Here is a 21,194-nt window from a genome sequence, read left to right as displayed (position 1 = left end):
TTTATCTTATTCGTTATTTATCTGATAAGAAGTATTAAAAGTAATCAAAAAATGATGGTATGCAAAAGCGTGTCTTCGTATATGCTCGAAATCTATTTTTTTTCAAAAAAGACCTAAAAAACACTATAAATGATCAAAAAATAGTCTTTTTTGTTAATTTTTGAATGAAAATAGACAAAAATAAATATTTATAAAATATTGGAAGGATTTAAATCGATAACGCTATTTGAGGTATATATCTTATTTAAAAAAAGAAGAATAAGAATCTAAATGAGTTTTCAATCCATTAAAGTTCTTTTTGCATGTCGCAATTTCGGAAGATTCAAGACCTTCAAATAGATCAATCATAGGTAACAAATAATTATGCAATTGGTTATGTGCTTCCCCTTTCATTGTGCATTTTTGAAAAAGCTCGGTGAAGTCTGCTTCTAAACCTTCTTTTAGTGTAAGATAAGCTGAAGTGTTTTCAGTTTCAGAAAAAGAACGTAGTCTCGTTTTCATTTTATTAATTCCAATCGTAGTATCATCATTTGCTTCCCAAAGGTTTCCATTGTCTAATTCTACTTTATCATTTTCAGAAGTATGTACTGTTTCTTCAATAGTAGACGTTGCTTTAGTTTCTACTTTCTTTTCAGACGTGTTTTTACAGGATATTAGTAATGTTAATACTGTAAAATATAGGAGTATTTTTTTCATTATTATTTTAGATTATTAAATTCATATTCACGTTCCACTTTGCATATTCTAACTTTATACCAAGCATACCATTTATTTTTTCCCTGACTTTGTGCGCCTAAATGGTCTAGATTTGCTTTCCAATTTTTAATGTCTTCAAGGGTTTCCCAATAACTAATAGCAATTCCCAATTCACTTCTGGCGCTTTCAAATCCTATATATCCAGGTTGTTTTTTGGCTAATTGTTCCATGGCATCCGCCATTTCATCATATCCTTCTAAAACATCTGTTTGACGGTTGGTAAAAATCACCGCATAATACGGCTTATTCATCTTTATAAATCTTTAGTATTAATTCCCCTTCAGCATTCATATGAGCGCGGTACATTCCTGCGGTAGTAAACTCCATTGCTATATTACCTTTATTATCAATAGCAACTACTCCTCCAGATCCACCAAGGGCTGGTAATTTTTTTTGAATTACTTCACTAGCTGCTTCTTTTAAACTTATTCCTTTGTATTCCATCATAGCAGAAATATCGTGGGCTACCATACCTCTAATAAAATATTCTCCCCAGCCTGTTGAAGATACCGCACAAGTTGCATTATTAGCGTAGGTACCTGCGCCAATTATTGGAGAATCACCAATCCGATTCCATCGTTTATTAGTCATACCACCCGTTGATGTTCCGGCAGCTAGGTTTCCATTTTTATCTAAAGCAACAGAACCTACTGTTCCAAATTTAGACTCTTTAATAAAAGGGTCTTCAAATGAAACTTTATTCTCATTATCCTTTTCTTTTTGTTTCACTCTTATTAGGGAGTTATATCTGTTTTGAGTAAAAAAATAAGAAGGGTCTACTAGATTAAACCCTCTTTCTTTAGCAAAAATTTCAGCGCCTTTACCGCTTAATAACACATGAGGAGAGTCATTCATAACTGCTAAAGCTAAGTTAATAGGGTTCTTGATGCGAGTAACTCCTGCAACAGCTCCAGCATTTAAATTAGATCCATCCATAATTGAAGCATCGAGTTCATTCGTTTCTTCATGAGTAAAAACGGCTCCTTTTCCTGAATTAAATAAAGGAGAATCTTCCATAATATTAATGGTCGCTGTAATCGCTTCAATAGAGGATCCTCCATTTTCTAGAATTGAATGTCCTTTCCTAATTGCCTCTTTTAATTTTGAAGTGAAAGCATTTTCTAGAGAATCACTCATGTTCTTTTTAAGAATTGTTCCTGCTCCTCCATGAATTACAATTCCAAAATTTTCAGATTTATTAATGACTTTTTTGTGCAATTTTTCACTATCTAAATTATGAATATTATCATTTTTACAGCTAAAAAACACTAATAATCCGATTAAAAGCGTTAAAGTTTGTTTCATTTGTTAAATTTTATTAAGAAAATACAAGATAATCAAAAAACCCTTACAAATTGAGACCTCACAACGATTTTATTATAGGAAAAACACAATAAAAAAGCTTAAAACATCGATGAAATGTACCTTATATTCGATAAAGTGTTGTTTTTTAACATCTATTTTATATATTTGACCCAGCATCATGACCCAAATTTGATGTCCCCGTATTATGAAACTTTTAAAAACTAGCCTACTTACTGTGTTATTATTATGTATAGTATCTTCTTGTTCAAAAGAAGATTCTGGAAACGCTTCTGAAGAAGTAAACTATTCAATCGATTTAAATCTAGCTCAAGAAACAGATTGGGAATTAGCCGATCAAGTTCTTGTCCTTATAAATGAACATAGAACTTCTATAGGTCTTGAAACAATAAGTAAAGATCAACAACATGCTTCTGCATATGCAGTAGACCATACCAAATATATGATTGATAATAACGAAATTAGTCACGATAATTTTAGTTTTCGTAATAATGGAATGAAAAACAGAGGCGCAGAATCAGTTGGCGAAATTGTAGCTTATGGTTATAACAATGCTGAAAGTGTTGTTAGCGCATGGCTAAACAGTCCATCTCATAAAAGTGTAATTGAAGGACCTTATGCTTATTCTGGTTTTGGAATAATAGAAAATTCTCAAGGGCAATACTTTTTTACACAACTTTTCTATAGAAAATAAAATACTTTTTTTATCCTAAGCCTTTTTACCGTATTTTTAAAAAATAAAAAATACGGCTATGGCTATTTTAAAACCTTTCAATTTAAATAAGTGGATAGAAGCAAACAGAGATTTATTAAAACCTCCTGTTGCAAATAAAAACCTTTATGTACAATCGGGTGATTATATTGTTATGATTGTCGCTGGCCCTAATGCCAGAAAAGACTATCACTATAATGAGACTGAAGAGCTTTTCTATCAGCTAGAAGGTACTATTCAAGTAATTATTCAGGAAGAAGGTGAAAAGAAAGTCATGGAACTAGGGCCTGGAGACATGTATTTACACCCTGCAAAAGTTCCGCATTCCCCAGGAAGAAGTGAAGGGTCTATAGGCTTAGTGATTGAACGCGTTAGAGAGGGTACAGGTTTTACAGATGGTCTTTTGTGGTTTTGTGATAATTGCAACCATAAACTTCATGAAGTATATTTCGAATTACAGGATGTAGAAAAAGATTTTCAACCCCATTTTAAAAACTTTTATGCTTCAAAAGACTTACTTACATGCGATAACTGTAGCCATGTAATGGAAACCGATCCACGTTTTTCAGCAGATTAAATTTAATTTTTAAAAGCATTTTCTTCATTTATACCAAATAAGTATTAAAATGATTGATACTAAATTTGAATTATATTTTCTTTAGATGAAATTGAAAACATAAGCATAGCATTAGTTACGCTTCTGTTTTATATTGAAATATAAAGGATATAGAAACGAATTTAATCAGTTATTTTGAATTTTATTTGGTATTATATATTTCTTTTAGATTCTTAGAGGGAATCCTTACCTTTGCACCCTAATAATTAAGATTTAAAAAACAAAATATATGTCAACTGTTGCAACTGCATTCGGAATTGAAGATGCATTAAAAAAATTAGGAATTGAAGCTGTAAATCAAGGAACTTCAACAGGAAACAATTGGTTTTCTAATGGTGAAGCTATTTCTTCATATTCTCCCGTAAATGGTCAACTTATTGGAAAAGTAACCACGACTACAAAAGAGGATTACGAAAAAGTGATGGAATCTGCTCAAAAAGCATTTTTATCCTGGAGAACAAAGCCTGCACCACAAAGAGGTGAAATAGTTCGTCAATTTGGTAATAGACTAAGAGAACTAAAAGAACCTTTAGGTAAATTAGTTTCTTACGAAATGGGAAAATCTCTTCAAGAGGGATATGGTGAGGTTCAAGAAATGATTGACATCTGTGACTTTGCAGTTGGTTTATCTAGACAATTAAATGGTCAAACTATTCCATCTGAGCGTCCAGGTCACGTAATGAGAGAACAATGGCATTCTATTGGAGTAGTTGGAATTATTTCAGCATTTAACTTTCCAGTAGCTGTTTGGGCATGGAATACAGCTTTGGCATGGATTTGTGGTGATGTATGTGTTTGGAAAGGTTCAGAAAAAGCACCTTTATGCTCTGTTGCTTGTCAGAACATAATTGCACATGTATTAAAAGAAAATAATTTACCCGAAGGAATCTCTAGTATTATAAATGGAGATTATAAAGTAGGTGAAATGATGACTACGGATACTCGTATTCCATTAATTTCTGCTACGGGATCTACAAGAATGGGAAGAATTGTTGGCGCTACTGTTGCTCAACGTTTCGGAAAATCTTTATTAGAATTAGGAGGAAACAATGCAATTATCATTACGCCAACTGCCGATTTAAAAGTAGTGGTTCCGGGTGCTGTATTTGGAGCTGTTGGAACTTGTGGACAACGTTGTACTTCAACTAGAAGATTAATTATTCACGAATCTGTGTACAATAAAGTAAGAGATGCAATTGTGGGTGCTTATGGTCAATTAACTATTGGGAATCCTTTAGATGAAAAAAATCATATTGGACCATTAATCGATAAAGACGCTGTAGATACTTATTTAGCAGCAATCGAAAAAGCAAAAGCTGAAGGTGGAACTGTGTTAGTAGAAGGTGGAGTATTAGAAGGTGAAGGATATGAAAGTGGTTGTTATGTTAAACCCGCTATCATTGAAGCTGAAAATAACTACGAAATTGTACAGCATGAAACCTTTGCTCCAATTTTATATTTAATGAAATATTCAGGTGAAGTTGAAAATGCAATCGATATGCAAAACGGAGTTGCACAAGGATTATCATCTGCTATCATGACCAATGAAATGAAAGAAGCTGAAAAATTCTTATCGTTTGCTGGTTCAGATTGTGGGATTGCTAATGTAAATATTGGTACTTCTGGAGCTGAAATCGGTGGAGCCTTTGGTGGTGAAAAAGAAACTGGTGGTGGGCGTGAGTCTGGATCTGATGCATGGAAAGTGTACATGAGAAGACAAACTAACACAGTTAATTACTCTGATGAATTACCTTTAGCGCAAGGAATTAAATTTGATTTGTAAGAAACATTCGATAATTTTAAAAACCCTTCAAAACATGAAGGGTTTTTTTATATAATTTAAATAATGAAATATTTATATTCCATAGTATTTGTATGCATCCTTTTTGCATGTAACAATTCTAATGATGATGCTATAGCGTGTACTGAAGAATATGTATATGGATTAACCATTACTGTTTTTGATACTTCAAATCAACAGCTAATTGGAGATACTGCGACAGTAACTGCTATTGATGGAAGTTATACCGAAGAATTCATGTTTTTTACTGAGTCATTTAGTGGAGCTGGAGAACGAGCAGGAAATTATATAATTGTAGTAACTGCTGAAGGATATGAAACCTATACTACCCAAACAATTAATTTATTAGAAAATGAATGCCATGTTATCCCTCAATCTTTTCAAATTCAATTAATTCCAAATTAGAAAAAATGCTTGTTTCTATCAAAAAATAATCTTTTTTGACTGCTTTTGTTTCTTTTACGTTCATTTTTTACATAAAAAGGTGTATTTATCATTATTCCTAATCTATAAAAAATAAATGCAATGCAATTTTCACTATTCTAAATAAGAGAAAGAATAAAAACTGATGCTTTTGATCAAAAAACAGTCTTTTTTGACTGATTCTATCTATTTTTGATTGATTTTGACAAAAAATTATGCTTTTTTGATTAATGAGCTTCTCCTTAATTTACAAAAAAGATGATCAAGCCAATAATTGCTATAATAAAAAGGACAAAGAAGAAAATCTTCCAAAATGAATAAGGGCGTTTTCCAGAAAGTTTTCCAGATTCTCCATTCACAAAAAAGTTATATGATTTTTCTTTAAATTTATATGCACTGACATAAACTGGCAACAATATATGTTTAAATGTTTCTTCAGTAAGACGCATGTCTAATGAAGAAATTCGTTGAGTATCTCCTCCGATATCTCTTTTTACCCAACGATCTGCAATAACATTAGCTTCCTTTTCTGCTTCAATATGTCCATCTTTTAGAGTGATGGTATATTTTTCAGTTATAAATCCCGCTAAAAAACTACTATCAAAGGGCTTTAATAATTTTAAATTCCATCTAGATATCTTTTTTGGGATTATACCAGAACGCTGTTTTGACGCTTTTTCTAAAATGTCATCTACAAAACCACTTATTGAACCTGCTGCAGGATACCATCGTGTTCTACGTTCTTGAACTGTTCTTCTGTTTTTACCGCTCCCCACTGTTTTAGATACATAATAATATTCCCCTCGTTGACCTGTATAAGTAGCATCTAATTGTGCATCAAAAGTCCAATAGGGCATATACAATCCTTTCGTGTTTTTTGGATCTAGCGTGGCTTTTTTTAATTTATTGGGGGCAAACCATAACTTTTTTACCCAATTTTTAAAAACAACATGGGCTTTTACCTGGTCTATTTGAAAAGGCAATACTGCACCGGGAATGATCCAATCTTCTTTATAAGCATCTTCCACAATTAAAGGCATGCTACAGTAAACACAATGCAATGATTTGTAATTTTCTTCAACATGCTGATTGGCGCCACAATTTTTACAATGAAGCATGGTAATTTCTTCACTGTGTGATTGTCCCCCCATTTCACTTAAATAAGCTTTAAGTTCTAACTCTTCAAACTCATTCCTAAAAGGAATGATTTCTTCAGTATGTCCACAGTAATTGCAGTTTAAATCGCTAGTCCCTGGCGCATATAGTAATTCTGCGCCACAGTTAACACAGGACTTTTTTAATTCAGATTTTTGAAGTGTATCTTCTTTCATTTATTTATTGAAAAGATTCTAATTGTCATTCAGAAGGAGGCACGACTGAAGAATCTTAGAGAAGCCCCAGTGTTTCCTTTTATAGGAATAACAAAGAGATTCTTCGCTTCACTCTGAATGACAAATAAAAACTATTGTGGAGGAAGAGGTGGAGGTGTATTTCCTCCTAAAAAGGTTTTTAATTCTTCAATTGTATTTAGCGCTGCCCAACTATCCATTCCTTGTTTCCATACCAAAGTTTCTTTATTTATGGTGCGATTTGCAAATAACACTTTCAATTGCTCCATGGTTGCAGGACCTGCTTGTTGACCATTTGCAGCATAAAAATATTGAACAGGCGTTGGCATTGGCGGTGGCATCATTCCTCCTTGTTGTAAAGGCATTTGTTGTTGTCCTCCCATTTGAGGGCTCATCATTCCGCCCATTTGTTGTGCTAATACAAAGCCCATTCCCATTCCCATTCCAGCTCCTGCAGTACCTCCTTCATTTAAGGCTGCAGCTTCAATTGCTTTAGCGGTTTTAAATTTGGTTAGTTTGTCAAGATCCAATTTATCGATACGACTATATTCAAAAATTTCTTTTTTAAGATCTTCAGGCATTGAAACATTTTCAATAAAGAATTTCTCAAGTGAAATACCTACAGAACCAAATTCAGTTTGCATTACTTCTTTACAAGTTTCTGAAAGCTCCGTAGTATTAGCAGCATACAATTCTATTGGAAGTTTCGCTTCCCCAACCGTATCTGTAAAGCGAGTTGCAATTAAACTTTTAAGGTGTTCATTAATTTCGAAATTGGTAAAATTATTGTCGGTCCCAACAATATCTACAATAAATTTTCCAGCATCACTAATTTTAAAAGCATAGGTTCCAAAGGCACGTATTTCTACCAAACCAAAACGATCATCATTTAAGATGATTGGATTTTTAGTTCCCCATTTTTCATCCGTAAAAAGGTGTGTATTGACAAAATATACCTCCGCTTTAAAAGGGCTATCAAAACCATATTTCCAACCTTTTAAGGTTGAAAGAATCGGTAAATTTTGAGTACTTAATGTATAAGTTCCTGGGGTAAAAACATCAGCTAACTGGCCTTCGTTAATAAGCACGGCTGTTTGTCCTTCACGAACAATTAATTTCGCTCCGTTTTTTATTTCATTTTGATAGCGTTCAAAACGATGACAGATGGTGTCGTCTGTATAATCAAGCCAATCAATTATATCTATAAATTCGTGACTTAGTTTTTCTTTGATTTTGTCGAAAATCCCCATGGTTTGTAATTTTATTATTTGAATTATAAAGATAAAGAAAGCTTGAGATAAATACAATCGTCAGCTCATTTAATCCTATTCAAATTAGTTAAAAAGCAATTATTTGCTTCAAAAAGCAAGTTTGACCAAATATCAAATTGTTACATAAACTAATTATACTTCATCTTCCGAAGGATTCGAACCGTTTCTTTATAGGATTCATACACAGACGTTCCATTGTTTTTTAGGTAAGGTTTTGCTTCAAATAACTTCGTTTTAGCTTCCCTAAAATCATTTAAAAAACAAATAAGGTAGGTTGCAGGAAGGTGCTTTAAATCTTTTTTTTCAGAAGAATTTAAAGCTATATTTTTTTTTAATTTTTCAATTAAAGCATTATTTGCATTATAAATATGATGCAAGGTTTTCTTATCAAATTGTGGAGGTTGAAACAATAATTGTGTGTTCATCACGTAAGATCCATTGTCCTTAAAACTGATGGTAACTTCTTCTAATGGATAGTATTTATATTGATTATTCAATCCTAAATGAACATATTCAATAATCTTAAATTCATCTTCTGTATAACTGATACTCACCTCATCTAGCGTAGAGTAAAACAAACGAACCTGTTCATTTATTAATTCAATATCTACACGAGAATAATAGGTTTCCTCCTTTACATTTTTAATGTTTCCCGCCCAACAAACCACAAACAACTCTTTAAAAACTTTATAACTGGAAACTAAATCATTGTGCTTCACATTAATAAAATCAATGACCCCATCCAAGGTATGTTGTATGTTATTTTTCGCTTTATTTTCAATTGCTTGTACAATTTCAGAATTCACATCTTTGATCTCAATATCAAAATCTTTAGGCATCGAGATACTTCCATCTCTTAAAAAAATAGACCCGCCCCAATACTTCCAAATATTTTTCCGAAGTGAGGTGATTTCTTGCGTTGGGCGGATGGTAACCAGCCCAATTACTTTGTCTAAAGGAAGGTTCGGAAATGCAACATTTTCATATGAAATGATCGGTGGGTTTGTAAGATAGGCGTTAATTAAATTTTGAATTTTACTGTCATCAAAAAAATCAACTCCATTAATTTCATTGGCTTCATCCTCAACTCCAACAACAATATATGAGTTGTTTTTTGGGTTGCTATTACTCAAGGCACAGATATGCTTTAAGAATTTTGCTTTCCCTTCTTTTGAACCTAAATCAATTTTTCGCTTTTTATCATAAAAACTACACTCATCATTATGAGCTAGCAAATTTTTAATTAAAAGGCGTTTATTAATCATAAGTTATTTCAATGTCAGGTCGAGCGCAGTCGAGACCAAATAAAATATATTTTTAGTATACACCCTCTAAACATTGCATGTTCTGCGCTTAAAGTATGAAACTATACTTTTACACCCAATGCTCGAGGAGACAATTTAATTTTTATTTACAATGGTGCTTGAGGCTTGATCTAAGGACATCACGGTTAAATCGGCAATATTTACATGCGCTGGTCTTGTTACGGTAAACCAAATAATATCTGCAATATCTTCGGGTTGAAGTGGCGTAAATCCTTGATACACTTTTGAAGCTTTTTCGGAATCGCCTTTAAATCGGACTTCACTAAACTCAGTTTCTACCATCCCCGGATTTATAGCACCCACACGAATGCCTTTCCCGTTTAAATCGATTCGCATTCCTTGATTAATTGCATCAACGGCATATTTACTTGCACAATAGACATTCCCTTGAGGATACACTTCTTTCCCTGCCGTAGATCCAATATTTATAATATGCCCATCTTTTCTTTCTAACATTTGCGGTAATACGGCTTTACTAACATACAATAAGCCTTTCACATTAATGTCGAGCATTGCTTCCCAATCTTCTATGTTTCCTTCCTGAAAGGGATCCAATCCATGTGCATTTCCAGCATTATTGATTAATATATTTATTTCTGAAAAATTGCTTGGTAATTCTTGGATTTTTGAAAATACATCGTTTTTATCTCGAATATCAAAATTTAGAGTCATCACATCACAAAATGAACTCAATTCATTTTGTAATTCATCTAATCGGTTTTGTCTTCTTCCGCAGAGAATCAAATTAATGCCGTTTTTAGCAAATACAACTGCTGTTGATTTCCCAATTCCAGAGGTGGCTCCAGTGATTAATGCTGTTTTATTGTTCATATATCATAAAGTTTTCAAAATTGTTAAGAAGTGCTATAAAAAAATCCGTTATTAGACCCTAGAAAAGTACGTATTTATGTGGCTTTTTAGGGTTAAAATTTTTAACCAATTGTTAACAACAATTTAAATGTTAATTTTTCAATTTAGCATTCCTTAATAACAAATAGATTTTTTATTAAAATAAGAACATGGAACAGACAAATACGACCTTAGATATAGGCGCTTTAAATGAAAAGATAGAAAAAGAAAGTGCATTTATTGACATTCTTTCTATGGAAATGAATAAAGTAATTGTAGGCCAAAAACATATGGTTGAAAGACTGCTAATTGGTTTATTAGGACAAGGACATATATTACTTGAAGGAGTTCCTGGTCTTGCAAAAACTTTGGCGATAAACACATTGTCTAAAGCTGTTCATGGCGATTTTAGCAGAATTCAATTTACCCCAGATTTACTTCCTGCAGATGTAGTAGGAACAATGATCTACAACATGAAGGATAACGACTTCAGTATTAAAAAAGGTCCCATTTTTGCCAACTTTGTGTTAGCAGATGAGATCAATCGTGCCCCTGCTAAAGTTCAGTCTGCTTTACTAGAAGCCATGCAAGAAAAACAAGTCACTATTGGTGATACTACTTTCCCATTAGACAAGCCTTTTTTGGTAATGGCAACACAAAATCCGATAGAACAAGAAGGAACTTACCCTCTTCCTGAGGCTCAAGTGGATCGTTTTATGTTAAAGACTGTTATTAAATATCCTAAAATGGCCGAAGAACAATTAATTGTCCGCCAAAATTTAAAAGGAGCATTTGAAAAAGTTAATCCGGTTGTTACTATTGAACAAATTTTAAGAGCACAAGCTTCCGTTCGTGAAGTATATATGGACGAAAAGATTGAACAATATATTTTAGATATCATTTTCGCAACTCGTTCTCCTGAAAATTATCGCTTAGCAGATTTAAAACCGCTTATTAATTTTGGAGCTTCGCCAAGGGGAAGTATCAACTTAGCGATTGCATCAAAATGTTATGCTTTTATTAAAAGAAGAGGATATGTAATTCCTGAAGACGTTCGTGCGGTAGTTCATGATGTATTACGCCATCGTATTGGAATCACCTACGAAGCAGAAGCAGAGAATGTAACTTCAGAAGACATTATCAATAAAATTATAAACGAAATAGAAGTACCTTAAAATGTTTAGCTGTAAAATTGTTTAACTGTTTATTCGGTTAGGCTAAGTACAATTACACGCTTCAACAATTCAACAAATTAACTTCAATTGGATACAAAAGAACTTCTTAAAAAAGTACGAAAAATCGAGATCAAAACACGTCGTCTAAGTGACCATATGTTTGGAGGAGAGTATCACAGTACGTTTAAAGGTCGAGGAATGACCTTTAGTGAAGTGCGTCAATACCAATTTGGTGATGATGTAAGAAGTATCGATTGGAATGTAACTGCACGTTATAACGAACCTTATATAAAAGTTTTTGAGGAGGAACGTGAGCTAACTCTTATGTTATTGGTTGATATTAGTGGATCTGAATTTTTTGGTACAGACGAACAATTTAAAAATGAAATTGTTACTGAAATAGCGGCAACACTCGCTTTTTCTGCGCTTCAGAATAATGACAAAATTGGGCTTATTCTTTTTTCAGATCAAATAGAACTTTTTATTCCTCCCAAAAAAGGAAAGTCACACGTATTACGAATTATTAGAGAATTAATCGAACACAAAGGACAAAGTAAAAAAACAGATTTGGTCAATGCTTTAAAGTATTTATCCAATGTTATGAAGAAGAAAGCCATTGTTTTTGTGCTTTCAGATTTTATAACAGAAAATTACAAAGACACTTTAAAAATCGTTTCTGGAAAACACGATGTTACTGGAATTAGAGTCTACGATAAACACGAAGAACAATTACCTAATTTAGGAATGGTTCAGATGCAAGATCAGGAAACTGGGGAAACTATTTTAGTGAATACCGCTTCTAAAAAAGTACGTAGAAACTACGAAAATTACTATCAAGAAAGAACGAATGAATTTGTAGAGTCTTTCAAAAAAAGTGGTGCAGGTGCCTTAAGTTGTAGGGTAGATGAGAGTTATGTAAAAAAATTATTAGGGTATTTTAAAAAAAGATGATCACAGTACATGACACAAAAAATTCTACATATAATTAAAAGGTCATCTAGAGCAAAAGCACTATTCCTTTCTGTGTTTTTGATAAGCTTTTTATCCAATGCTCAAGTCAGTTCTTCCATTGATTCTACTTATATTAAAATAGGTGAAGAAATAAAATATTCTATTATCGTTGAAGCTGATACTACTGATTTGGTTGTATTTCCTGAAGGGCAATCTTTTTTACCACTAGAGGTTATTGAATCATATAAAATAGATACTACCTATGAAAAGGCGAAGTATAGGTTGCTCAAAAAATATGGGATAACACAATTCGATTCAGGTAAATATACGATTCCTTCACAGCGAATTATTATCAATAATAAGGCCTTTCAAACAGATTCAGTAAACGTTGAAGTGGCAGATGTCGTTGTAGACACTACACAACAGAAAATGTTTACGATTAAACCCGCAATTGAAGTTAAAAAGCCTCCGTTCGATTTTATAAAAATATTGTATTGGATTGTTCCAATTTTATTGATAATCGCAGGGATTGTTTACTTTTTATTCAGAAGGAAAAAAAGAAAAGAGGAAAGAGAGAAAGAATTACCTCCCTATGAAGAAGCATTAGTAGCACTTCAAAAATTGGATAGTTCACACTTATTAGAAGAAGATAAATCGAAAGAGTATTACTCTTCTTTAACTGAAATTATAAAACGATATTTAGACCATGAAGTTGATGATAAAGCGCTAGAAAGCACTTCGAATGAATTAATTGAACGGTTAGAATTGCATCGTGATTCTGGGAATTTTGATTTTGATTCAGAAACAATTTCAAAGCTTGATAAAATATTTAAAAGAGCAGATTTAATAAAATTTGCTAAAATGAAGGAGCGGGAAGGTCAAGCTAGTGTGGATAGATCTACCATTGAAGAAATTTTAAATGAAACTAAAGAAATCATTCCTGAGTTAACAGAAGAAGAACTACTTGAGAACGAACAATATTTAGAACTACTCCGTAAAAAACGCAACAGAAGAAAATGGCTTATTGGTGCTGCAAGTGTGTTCACTTTAGTAATTATTTCTCTTGGAATTTATGGTGCTGTAAAAGGAATGGATGCAGTAAAAGACATCTTTTTCAGCAATGTTACTAAGGAACTTTCTGAAGGCAGATGGATTAAAAGTGAATATGGCAATCCCGCTATCATTATTGAGACTCCTGAAGTTCTATTAAGACAAGAAATTGATCCAAAATTATTGAATGGCATTCAGGCAAGTGATATTAGTGCTTTTAGTTTTGGAGATAGAACTATTTTCAACATCGTTGTAAGTACTTTTAAAATCCAAGGGGAGCAAGAAATAGATTTAGATGCTGCTATAGAAGGTGCTTTATCTAATATTGAAAAACAAGGTGCTACTAATTTAGTGGTAAAAACAGAAGAGTTTAAAACTGAAAAAGGCATTACGGGCAAGAAAGCTTATGGAGAACTTAATTTGGTCTCTCCTAAAGGAGAAACATTACCTATTACACATAAATATGAACTTTTATTGTTTGCTCAACAAGGAGGATTACAACAAATTATGGTGATGTATCAAGGCAATGAAAAATATGGAGATGTGATAAAAAAACGCATCATGGATTCAGTTGAACTAGTAATTTCAGATAAATAATGTTTAATAATTTCGAATTTGTAAACCCACAGTTGTTCTGGTTGTTATTATTACTTCCAGCAATCATTTTTTGGTATTATTTGAAGCGTAAAAAACAAACGGCTACCTTAAAAATTTCAAGTTTAAAAGGATTTAAAACACCAAGCAATTGGTTGGCGAAATTACGCCCACTCCTTTTTATTTTAAGATTACTTAGTCTTGCGCTAATTATAACAGCATTAGCTAGACCAAGAACGGTTGATGAAACCACAAAAATAAAAACTACCAAAGGAATCGATATCGTTATTTCTATAGATGTTTCGGCGAGTATGTTAGCTCGCGATTTAAAACCAAATCGTTTAGAAGCGTTAAAAACTGTTGCGGCTAGATTTATAAATGCACGTCCTAATGATCGCATAGGTTTAGTAGAATATGCCGGGGAAAGTTTTACAAAGACTCCATTAACAAGTGATAAAAATATTGTCTTATCCTCTTTAAAAGGAATAAAGTACAATACGATTATTGAAGGAGGAACAGCGATTGGAATGGGACTTGCAACATCCGTAAATCGTTTAAAAGACAGTAGAGCCAAAGGGAAAGTAATTATTTTACTAACTGATGGTGTAAATAACAGTGGATTTATTGACCCTAAAATAGCAAGTGAGCTTGCGGTTGAATTTGGAATAAAAGTGTATACAATCGGATTAGGAAGTAATGGCATGGCATTATCCCCTATCGGAATTCGTCAAGATGGTAGTTTTCAATATGGAAATGTTCAAGTTGAAATTGATGAGGAACTATTGAAAGAAATTGCAAAAACAACTGGCGGAAAATATTTTAGAGCGACAACAAATACGAAGCTTGCTGAAATCTATGAAGAAATTAATAAGCTAGAAAAAACTGAAATTGAAGAAACAAAATATAAAAATTATGACGAAAAATATAGGTCACTCGTGCTATTAGCCTTTGGTTTATTATTTTTTGAAATAGTATTACGTTATACCATTTTTAGAAGTTTTATATAATAAATATTAATTAAAGAGATCCCTGCTTTCTCTGGGAATGAATATGTATCAATTAGAACAACCCATATATTTTTATTTACTCTTTGCCATCGCTGCAATAGTACTCCTGTTTTTATGGGTTACTTTTTGGAAAAAAAGAATGCAAAAACGTTTTTCCAATTCAAAGTCTTTAAAAAGGTTAAGCCCAAATCGTTCCTTTTTTAAATCTATTTTAAAAGTGATGGTGCTTTCATTGGCAATCGTATGTTTAAGTATTGCTTTGGTCAATCCTAAAATTGGCACCAAGATTGAAACAGTAAAAAGAGAAGGAGTTGATGTAGTTTTTGCCTTAGATGTCTCTAAAAGTATGTTGGCTGAAGATATTGCACCTAATAGAATAGATAAGTCTAAACAATTAGTCACTCAAATAATAAATAGCTTAGCAGGAGATAGAATAGGTATTATAGGATATGCTGGAAGTGCTTTCCCACAAGTACCCATTACCACCGATTTTTCTTCAGCAAAATTGTTTTTAAGCAGTATGAATACCGATATGGTTTCGTCACAAGGTACCGCCATAACACAAGCTATTGAAATGGCTCAGACCTATTATAACGATGAAGATCAAGCAAACAGGGTTTTGTTTTTAATTTCTGATGGAGAAGATCATGAAGGGAATGTTGTCCAAATTGCTGAAGAAGCTTCAAAATTAGGGATTCGTATTTTCACTATTGGAGTTGGGACTGAACAGGGTGGTCCAATACCAATTAAAAGAAATGGTATTTTACAAAATTATAAACGTGATCAAAATAATGAACAAGTAATTACTCGCTTAAATAATGAAACGCTAGAAGAAATTGCTGATGTTGGAAATGGCGAATATATCGATGGCACCAACACCAAAGAGGTCGTTGAGACAGTAACTGCCATTTTAAATGGAATGGATAAAAAAGAATTCGAATCGAAGCAATTTACCGATTTTAAAGATCAGTTTCAGTGGTTTTTAGGAGCAGGTTTATTCTTATTGCTTTTAGACATTCTATTCTTAGAAAGAAAAACTAATTGGTTGAAAAAATTAAACTTGTTTAATGAAGATTAATCGCAACATATCGTTTTCAGAAAAAGTAAAAGAAATCGTTCTTTTAACTTTCTTGTCTTGTATTTTATTCTCTTTTGCTTCCGTTCAAGCTCAAAAAGAACAGGAAAAAGAATTTAGAGAAGCTGAGGCATTATTGAGTTCCGCAGAAAATCTATTAAAAAACGACCAATTCTCATTAGGGGAAGCAGATTATAGAAAAGCCATTGCTTTAAATCCAAAGGATGAAACTGGTAAATACAATTTAGGAAATGCATACTACGGAAAGGAATTAAATGCTATTGCAATGGAGCGCTATATACAAGCAGCGGCTATAGCGACAGACAAACCAAATAAACACAAAGCTTTTCATAATTTGGGGAATACTTTTATGAACGAGAAAAAGTATCAAGAAGCCGTTGAAGCTTATAAAAATGCCCTGCGTAATAATCCCACCGATAATGAAACGCGATACAACTTAGCCTTAGCGAAAAAAATGCTAGAAGAAGAGAAAAAAGAGGGTGATGGTGATGGAGACGATAAGGAAAAAGACGATAAAGAAGAGAAGGAAGATCAGGAGAATAAAGACAAAAATAAGGAAGAGGAAAAGGATAAGGACAAAAAGAACGAAGGCGACGAGGGTGACGAAGGAGATAAAGAGGAAGAGGAAAAAGATAAAGGAGATCAAAAAGACGAAGAAAAAGAAGGAGATAAAGAAAAGGAAAACGGTGAACCTGAAGATAAAAAAGAAGAACAGCAGCAACAACAACCTGTGCCTGGAAAACTTTCACCTCAACAAATTAAAAGTTTGTTAGAAGCAATGAACAATGAGGAAAAGAAGATTCAGGAAAAGATAAATGCCAAGAAACAAAAAGGAGCAAAAGTAAAATCCAATAAGGATTGGTAAGCATGAAATTTAAAAACTACATATTCGCTTTTGTATTCATATTGACTTGTGGCTTTTCTCAGGCGCAAATCACTTTTGAAACCAAAGTGAGTAAAAAGAAGTTAGGATTAAACGAACGATTACGCGTTGATTTCGAAATGAATCAGGACGGAGACAACTTTAATCCTCCAAATTTTGAAGGTTTTAGAGTGGTAGGGGGTCCCAATCAGGCTATTAGTAATTCCTATATCAACGGAAAAAGAAGCTATTCTAAAACGTTTTCGTATTTCCTTTCACCAAAATCTAAAGGTACTTTTATAATAAAACAAGCTACCATTGAAATTGATGGTGCTATTTATAAAACTACGCCAGTAAAAGTTATTGTTGTCAATGCAGTGAATAAGCCAAAAGACGGTAATAATGCTGATTTTGTAGCCAGTGAAAATGTTCATTTGGTTGCTGAAATTTCAAATTCAAGTCCGTATTTAAATGAAGCGATTACTGTGGTGTATAAATTATATGTCTCACACGATGTAAGTATAACGAGTAGTTGGCGTGAAGTTGAAAGCCCAAAATATAAAGATTTCTGGAGTCAGAATATAGATACAAGAGTCGGGTTTAAAGTTAATGAAGGACAATATAAAGGAGAAGATTATCGATATGTTATATTGCGAAAAACCGTCTTATTTCCTCAAAAAACAGGTAAGTTAGAGATTGAACCCCTTACGTTGGATGTCCCAATTGATGTGAAAGAGAACCGAAGAGATATCTTTGGACGTCGCTTAATGTCACGGGTAAATAAAACGATTTCGGCGGGAAGCAGAACAATCAACGTGAAACCTTTACCTCTAGAGGGAAGACCTGATAATTTTACAGGAGCAGTAGGAAATTTTAATTTTAACGTTACCACAAATAAACCCACTCTAAATGCAAACGAATCATTAGAATTAGTAGCAAAAGTTTCAGGAAATGGAAACCTAAAGTTGTTCGATTTACCTGCAATTAATTTACCTAGTTCTTTAGAAGTTTACGAACCTATTCGTGAAAATAAAGTGTCTATTGTTAGTTCAGGAATGAATGGCTATTTCACTGAAACCTATACGGTGGTTCCTCAGTTTAAAGGCAAATATCCTATTCGACCTATTTCATTTTCATATTTTGATGTTGCTTCTAAAAGTTATAAAACACTAATTTCGGAAGAAATTATTATCAATGTAGAAAGTGGTCCTGTTCCTAAAACTGAAGTTTCAGAAAATAAAATAACAGGTAGTAATAAAACGACTGTTCTTTCAAAAGATCAATTTAAATATATAAAGCTTAGTGCCAATTTAGAATCGATTCAAAAAGATTCATTTTTTAAATCTAAATTGTATTGGTGGCTCCTTTGTGCTCCTTTTTTATTGATCCCTTTATTTATAATTATTGGTAAGCAAAGAGAGAGTCGTCGAAATGATTTTCAAGGCAATAAACTAAGAACCGCGAATCGATTGGCTAAAAAATATTTATCTGAAGCCAAAAAGAATATTGGAAACAAAGCTACTTTTTATGAAGCCTTAGAACGAGCTTTACATAATTATTTAAAAGCTAAACTGACTATTGAAACTTCAGAATTAGAAAAAGGCGGTATTGCTAGTATGTTAGCTGAAAGAAATGTTGCCGGCAATGTTATTGATGGCTTTATTGGCCTATTAAAAAGTTGTGAATATGCGAGATATACACCCGCATCAAATGTGACCATACAGCAAGATTATAATAAAGCAGTTGAGGTAATTGCTATGATTGATAAACAAATTGATAAGGATTAGAGATGAATAAGATACTCTTTATACTCGCTTTTTTACTTTCCGCAGTAAGTTTTGGTCAAAATGATGCCCTTTTTGAACAAGGGAAAGGTCTGTATAAAGCTGAAAAATACCAAGAAGCTATTACAACTTGGATGAAAATTTTAAATAACAAGGTTCATTCCTCCGAGGTATATTTTAATCTTGGAAATGCGCATTATAAAATGAGCAATGTGGGGCCAAGTATTTACTATTATGAAAAAGCATTACAACTTTCTCCTAATGACAGTGAAATCAAAAACAACTTAGCTTTTGCTCAAAATGCAACCGTTGATGCAATTGAAGCTTTACCAAAAACCATTTTTTCAAAGTGGTACACAACCATTGCCGAAATACTTCATTTCGAAAGTTGGGCGGTGGTATCCATTGTGATTTCTCTAAGTGCTATTGTGTTATTTCTACTCTACCATTTTTCTTATTCTGAAAGCAAAAAAAGGTTGTTTTTTGTCAGTTCATTATGTCTTTTCTTTGTGCTTATTATTTCAATCACCATGTCCTATACCACCTATAATGAGGCCATGAAAAAGAACCCAGCAATTGTATTTTCAGAAAGCACCGAAGTAAAAAGTGAACCTAATTTAGGTAGTGAGGCAGTATTTACTTTACATGAAGGTACTAAAGTTCAAATCATTATAAAAGAAGACGATTGGGCTCGTATTCGTTTAGTAGATGGTAAAGATGGTTGGATTCCTTTAAGTGATTTAAAAGAACTTTAATCCCCTCTTAATTATCCTCAAATGTTATCGTTTTATGACTCCCATCACAAAAGGGTTGATTCGTTGATACGCCACAACGACAAAAAGAAGTTCTTCTGTCTTTTAAAATAATACTCCCGTCTTTATCTGTTATTGCTAATTTTCCATGAACAACAAGAGGTCCATTTGGTTTCACCTCAACTTTTGTTGCATCCAATTTTGTGTCGTTCTGTTCCATATTATTCTTCTTTAGGTGATTCTTCTTCTGAATTTTTTACTTTATCAACTTCTTTTATAATATAAGGAAATAACAAAGGAGCTATAGAGGCTACAGGTTCATATAGCATAGAGTTTTCTTTTTTCTCTTCTGAAATAACATAATCTGAATTTTCCCAGTCGTTAAAAAACATAAATATTACACTCACAATAAATGCAAATATGAGCACATTAAATAGTCCTCCTAATATTTTATTAAAGATTCCTAAAAAGGCAAAACTGGCTATTTTAGTTAGAAATTTTCCAGCCAATGAAACCACAAACACAATTCCACAAAAAGTAACTGCAAAAGCGGCTAAATTTGTTAATTGCTCACTCCATGAAAACCAATCCGAAATATAATCGGCTACATAATCTGAAAAATAAATAGCTCCATACACTCCTAATATTAATCCTATTAAAGAAGCTAAGGTTACAAATAATCCTTTTTTTAAACCTGTTATAAAAGCAAGTAAAAAAATGATCCCTAAAATGATGTCTATTGTATTCATGTGTTTTTAATACTTTTTATAAAGATAAACATTCTATCGTTTATGTTGTTAATTCATTAAAGATACTAAAACTCATTTCAAGAGATGTATATACTCAACGCATGTGGGTTTTAGATATTTTAGAAACAGGAATTTTTTTCTTTATCTAGGAAAAATTTTCAAGCATAGCAATAGCTACGGTTGTATATTTTAACGCAAATAAAGGGAAAAAGAACAAATATAAAAACCAAAAAGCTATATGCTTTGAGTATATTTGCACGATGGCAAGAGATGAAGTATTAAAACAACGTTGGGAAGAATTAGTTGCGTTTCTAGGCAATAGATTTGCAGACGGTGAAAAATTAGATTTAGATGCTATTATTTATCTAATTGGCGTACAAGAATTAGGTAAAATTGGACTCAATTTTAAAAAAGATGAAAAGATTAACCTAATGCATATTGCAATTTGCCGATTATTAGAACCTTTTGGTTATTATAAATTCGATTCTTTTGATGAAGAAGGTTGGCCTCATTATTCGGTCATTGAAAAACTTCCTCCATTAAAAGCAGGAGAACAAAGTGTACTAATGAAAGAAGCTATTGTTCAATACTTTTTAGAATCGAAAGTCCTTCAATAAAATTAATGTCATTAACAAAGCGTTGATTTTTGTCATTGTGAGGAGGAACGACGTGGCAATCTTTTTTTTTAGCAAAAAAATATAATTCTACTTTTCAAGCATTTCATTTTAGTAACATTAGTAAAATCCGTA

22 protein-coding genes are annotated in these 21,194 nt (G+C 32.6%); 13 read left to right on the top strand and 9 right to left on the bottom strand.

The window, feature by feature from the left end; genetic code table 11:
- Positions 1–240: 240 nt before the first annotated feature.
- The 3 genes from ABXT64_RS05900 to ABXT64_RS05890 are packed head-to-tail and all read right to left on the bottom strand — an operon-like array spanning position 241 to position 2,061.
- On the bottom strand, positions 241–696 hold the full coding sequence (locus ABXT64_RS05900) for a hypothetical protein (protein WP_443634711.1): 456 nt from the start codon (positions 694–696) through the stop codon (positions 241–243).
- Between the two features lie 2 nt (positions 697–698).
- Positions 699–1,007, bottom strand: coding sequence for an antibiotic biosynthesis monooxygenase family protein (locus ABXT64_RS05895; protein WP_443634709.1), 309 nt, complete (start codon positions 1,005–1,007; stop codon positions 699–701).
- On the bottom strand, positions 1,000–2,061 hold the full coding sequence (locus tag ABXT64_RS05890; RefSeq protein WP_443634707.1) for an isoaspartyl peptidase/L-asparaginase family protein: 1,062 nt from the start codon (positions 2,059–2,061) through the stop codon (positions 1,000–1,002). The genes ABXT64_RS05895 and ABXT64_RS05890 overlap by 8 nt, the downstream gene beginning before the upstream one ends.
- A gap of 205 nt (positions 2,062–2,266) precedes the next feature.
- On the opposite strand from ABXT64_RS05890, the gene ABXT64_RS05885 reads away from it, so the two are divergent.
- The 4 genes from ABXT64_RS05885 (at position 2,267) to ABXT64_RS05870 (ending at position 5,613) form a co-directional block, all read left to right on the top strand.
- Positions 2,267–2,773 carry a CAP domain-containing protein gene (locus ABXT64_RS05885; RefSeq protein ID WP_443634705.1) on the top strand — a complete coding sequence of 169 codons (507 nt, stop codon included), beginning with the start codon at positions 2,267–2,269 and terminating at the stop codon, positions 2,771–2,773.
- 58 nt (positions 2,774–2,831) lie between these two features.
- Entirely contained in the window at positions 2,832–3,368 is a 537-nt protein-coding gene (locus ABXT64_RS05880) for a 3-hydroxyanthranilate 3,4-dioxygenase (RefSeq protein WP_443634703.1), read from the top strand.
- A gap of 268 nt (positions 3,369–3,636) precedes the next feature.
- Entirely contained in the window at positions 3,637–5,190 is a 1,554-nt protein-coding gene (gene amaB, locus ABXT64_RS05875) for an L-piperidine-6-carboxylate dehydrogenase (protein WP_443634702.1), read from the top strand.
- 63 nt (positions 5,191–5,253) lie between these two features.
- Complete coding sequence (locus tag ABXT64_RS05870; RefSeq protein ID WP_443634700.1) at positions 5,254–5,613, top strand: carboxypeptidase-like regulatory domain-containing protein; 360 nt, start codon at positions 5,254–5,256, stop codon at positions 5,611–5,613.
- 260 nt (positions 5,614–5,873) lie between these two features.
- On the opposite strand, the gene ABXT64_RS05865 is transcribed toward ABXT64_RS05870, so the two are convergent.
- From ABXT64_RS05865 to ABXT64_RS05850, 4 genes are all read right to left on the bottom strand, one after another.
- Complete coding sequence (locus tag ABXT64_RS05865; RefSeq protein WP_443634699.1) at positions 5,874–6,962, bottom strand: DNA helicase PriA; 1,089 nt, start codon at positions 6,960–6,962, stop codon at positions 5,874–5,876.
- A 131-nt stretch (positions 6,963–7,093) separates the two neighbouring features.
- Entirely contained in the window at positions 7,094–8,230 is a 1,137-nt protein-coding gene (locus tag ABXT64_RS05860; RefSeq protein WP_443634698.1) for an SPFH domain-containing protein, read from the bottom strand.
- Between the two features lie 149 nt (positions 8,231–8,379).
- Positions 8,380–9,516, bottom strand: coding sequence for an ATP-binding protein (locus tag ABXT64_RS05855; RefSeq protein WP_443634696.1), 1,137 nt, complete (start codon positions 9,514–9,516; stop codon positions 8,380–8,382).
- 135 nt (positions 9,517–9,651) lie between these two features.
- Complete coding sequence (locus ABXT64_RS05850; RefSeq protein ID WP_443634694.1) at positions 9,652–10,407, bottom strand: SDR family NAD(P)-dependent oxidoreductase; 756 nt, start codon at positions 10,405–10,407, stop codon at positions 9,652–9,654.
- A 188-nt stretch (positions 10,408–10,595) separates the two neighbouring features.
- Here ABXT64_RS05850 and ABXT64_RS05845 point away from each other — a divergent pair, with 188 nt between their 5' ends.
- From ABXT64_RS05845 to ABXT64_RS05810, 8 genes are all read left to right on the top strand, one after another.
- Positions 10,596–11,600 (top strand): AAA family ATPase, encoded by a 1,005-nt coding sequence (locus ABXT64_RS05845; protein ID WP_443634692.1) that lies wholly within the window; start codon positions 10,596–10,598, stop codon positions 11,598–11,600.
- Between the two features lie 87 nt (positions 11,601–11,687).
- Complete coding sequence (locus tag ABXT64_RS05840; RefSeq protein WP_443634691.1) at positions 11,688–12,551, top strand: DUF58 domain-containing protein; 864 nt, start codon at positions 11,688–11,690, stop codon at positions 12,549–12,551.
- A gap of 9 nt (positions 12,552–12,560) precedes the next feature.
- Complete coding sequence (locus ABXT64_RS05835) at positions 12,561–14,198, top strand: DUF4381 domain-containing protein (protein ID WP_443634689.1); 1,638 nt, start codon at positions 12,561–12,563, stop codon at positions 14,196–14,198.
- Entirely contained in the window at positions 14,198–15,202 is a 1,005-nt protein-coding gene (locus ABXT64_RS05830) for a vWA domain-containing protein (protein ID WP_443634688.1), read from the top strand. Before ABXT64_RS05835 ends, ABXT64_RS05830 begins: the two co-directional genes overlap by 1 nt.
- A gap of 43 nt (positions 15,203–15,245) precedes the next feature.
- Positions 15,246–16,280, top strand: coding sequence for a vWA domain-containing protein (locus tag ABXT64_RS05825; RefSeq protein WP_443634687.1), 1,035 nt, complete (start codon positions 15,246–15,248; stop codon positions 16,278–16,280).
- Complete coding sequence (locus ABXT64_RS05820) at positions 16,270–17,163, top strand: tetratricopeptide repeat protein (protein WP_443634686.1); 894 nt, start codon at positions 16,270–16,272, stop codon at positions 17,161–17,163. Before ABXT64_RS05825 ends, ABXT64_RS05820 begins: the two co-directional genes overlap by 11 nt.
- A 2-nt stretch (positions 17,164–17,165) precedes the next feature.
- The gene (locus tag ABXT64_RS05815) at positions 17,166–18,947 is read left to right on the top strand and encodes a BatD family protein (protein ID WP_443634684.1); all 1,782 of its coding nucleotides are present in this window, start codon (positions 17,166–17,168) and stop codon (positions 18,945–18,947) included.
- Between the two features lie 2 nt (positions 18,948–18,949).
- Positions 18,950–19,699: a tetratricopeptide repeat protein gene (locus tag ABXT64_RS05810; RefSeq protein WP_443634683.1), complete on the top strand. Its 750-nt coding sequence runs from the start codon at positions 18,950–18,952 to the stop codon at positions 19,697–19,699.
- A gap of 7 nt (positions 19,700–19,706) precedes the next feature.
- Here the strand turns inward: ABXT64_RS05810 and ABXT64_RS05805 are convergent, their stop codons facing one another.
- Positions 19,707–19,916 (bottom strand): CDGSH iron-sulfur domain-containing protein, encoded by a 210-nt coding sequence (locus ABXT64_RS05805; RefSeq protein ID WP_443634682.1) that lies wholly within the window; start codon positions 19,914–19,916, stop codon positions 19,707–19,709.
- A 1-nt stretch (position 19,917) separates the two neighbouring features.
- On the bottom strand, positions 19,918–20,445 hold the full coding sequence (locus ABXT64_RS05800; protein WP_443634681.1) for a CvpA family protein: 528 nt from the start codon (positions 20,443–20,445) through the stop codon (positions 19,918–19,920).
- Positions 20,446–20,705: 260 nt separating this feature from the next.
- Here ABXT64_RS05800 and ABXT64_RS05795 point away from each other — a divergent pair, with 260 nt between their 5' ends.
- On the top strand, positions 20,706–21,062 hold the full coding sequence (locus tag ABXT64_RS05795) for a hypothetical protein (RefSeq protein WP_443634680.1): 357 nt from the start codon (positions 20,706–20,708) through the stop codon (positions 21,060–21,062).
- Positions 21,063–21,194: the final 132 nt, after the last annotated feature.

The sequence above is a fragment of the Candidatus Marifrigoribacter sp. Uisw_064 genome, from assembly GCF_047730175.1.
Taxonomy (GTDB): domain Bacteria; phylum Bacteroidota; class Bacteroidia; order Flavobacteriales; family Flavobacteriaceae; genus Marifrigoribacter.
Note: the sequence above shows the minus strand (reverse complement) of the source record. Positions and strands in the feature narration are given on the sequence as shown.

What these genes read in the sequence shown, in the direction of transcription:
- ABXT64_RS05900 (WP_443634711.1), bottom strand. Translation starts at nt 696, where the DNA reads ATGAAAAAAATACTCCTATATTTTACAGTATTAACATTACTAATATCC.
- ABXT64_RS05895 (WP_443634709.1), bottom strand. Translation starts at nt 1,007, where the DNA reads ATGAATAAGCCGTATTATGCGGTGATTTTTACCAACCGTCAAACAGAT.
- ABXT64_RS05890 (WP_443634707.1), bottom strand. Translation starts at nt 2,061, where the DNA reads ATGAAACAAACTTTAACGCTTTTAATCGGATTATTAGTGTTTTTTAGC.
- ABXT64_RS05885 (WP_443634705.1), top strand. Translation starts at nt 2,267, where the DNA reads ATGAAACTTTTAAAAACTAGCCTACTTACTGTGTTATTATTATGTATA.
- ABXT64_RS05880 (WP_443634703.1), top strand. Translation starts at nt 2,832, where the DNA reads ATGGCTATTTTAAAACCTTTCAATTTAAATAAGTGGATAGAAGCAAAC.
- amaB (WP_443634702.1), top strand. Translation starts at nt 3,637, where the DNA reads ATGTCAACTGTTGCAACTGCATTCGGAATTGAAGATGCATTAAAAAAA.
- ABXT64_RS05870 (WP_443634700.1), top strand. Translation starts at nt 5,254, where the DNA reads ATGAAATATTTATATTCCATAGTATTTGTATGCATCCTTTTTGCATGT.
- ABXT64_RS05865 (WP_443634699.1), bottom strand. Translation starts at nt 6,962, where the DNA reads ATGAAAGAAGATACACTTCAAAAATCTGAATTAAAAAAGTCCTGTGTT.
- ABXT64_RS05860 (WP_443634698.1), bottom strand. Translation starts at nt 8,230, where the DNA reads ATGGGGATTTTCGACAAAATCAAAGAAAAACTAAGTCACGAATTTATA.
- ABXT64_RS05855 (WP_443634696.1), bottom strand. Translation starts at nt 9,516, where the DNA reads ATGATTAATAAACGCCTTTTAATTAAAAATTTGCTAGCTCATAATGAT.
- ABXT64_RS05850 (WP_443634694.1), bottom strand. Translation starts at nt 10,407, where the DNA reads ATGAACAATAAAACAGCATTAATCACTGGAGCCACCTCTGGAATTGGG.
- ABXT64_RS05845 (WP_443634692.1), top strand. Translation starts at nt 10,596, where the DNA reads ATGGAACAGACAAATACGACCTTAGATATAGGCGCTTTAAATGAAAAG.
- ABXT64_RS05835 (WP_443634689.1), top strand. Translation starts at nt 12,561, where the DNA reads ATGACACAAAAAATTCTACATATAATTAAAAGGTCATCTAGAGCAAAA.
- ABXT64_RS05830 (WP_443634688.1), top strand. Translation starts at nt 14,198, where the DNA reads ATGTTTAATAATTTCGAATTTGTAAACCCACAGTTGTTCTGGTTGTTA.
- ABXT64_RS05825 (WP_443634687.1), top strand. Translation starts at nt 15,246, where the DNA reads ATGTATCAATTAGAACAACCCATATATTTTTATTTACTCTTTGCCATC.
- ABXT64_RS05820 (WP_443634686.1), top strand. Translation starts at nt 16,270, where the DNA reads ATGAAGATTAATCGCAACATATCGTTTTCAGAAAAAGTAAAAGAAATC.
- ABXT64_RS05815 (WP_443634684.1), top strand. Translation starts at nt 17,166, where the DNA reads ATGAAATTTAAAAACTACATATTCGCTTTTGTATTCATATTGACTTGT.
- ABXT64_RS05810 (WP_443634683.1), top strand. Translation starts at nt 18,950, where the DNA reads ATGAATAAGATACTCTTTATACTCGCTTTTTTACTTTCCGCAGTAAGT.
- ABXT64_RS05805 (WP_443634682.1), bottom strand. Translation starts at nt 19,916, where the DNA reads ATGGAACAGAACGACACAAAATTGGATGCAACAAAAGTTGAGGTGAAA.
- ABXT64_RS05800 (WP_443634681.1), bottom strand. Translation starts at nt 20,445, where the DNA reads ATGAATACAATAGACATCATTTTAGGGATCATTTTTTTACTTGCTTTT.
- ABXT64_RS05795 (WP_443634680.1), top strand. Translation starts at nt 20,706, where the DNA reads ATGGCAAGAGATGAAGTATTAAAACAACGTTGGGAAGAATTAGTTGCG.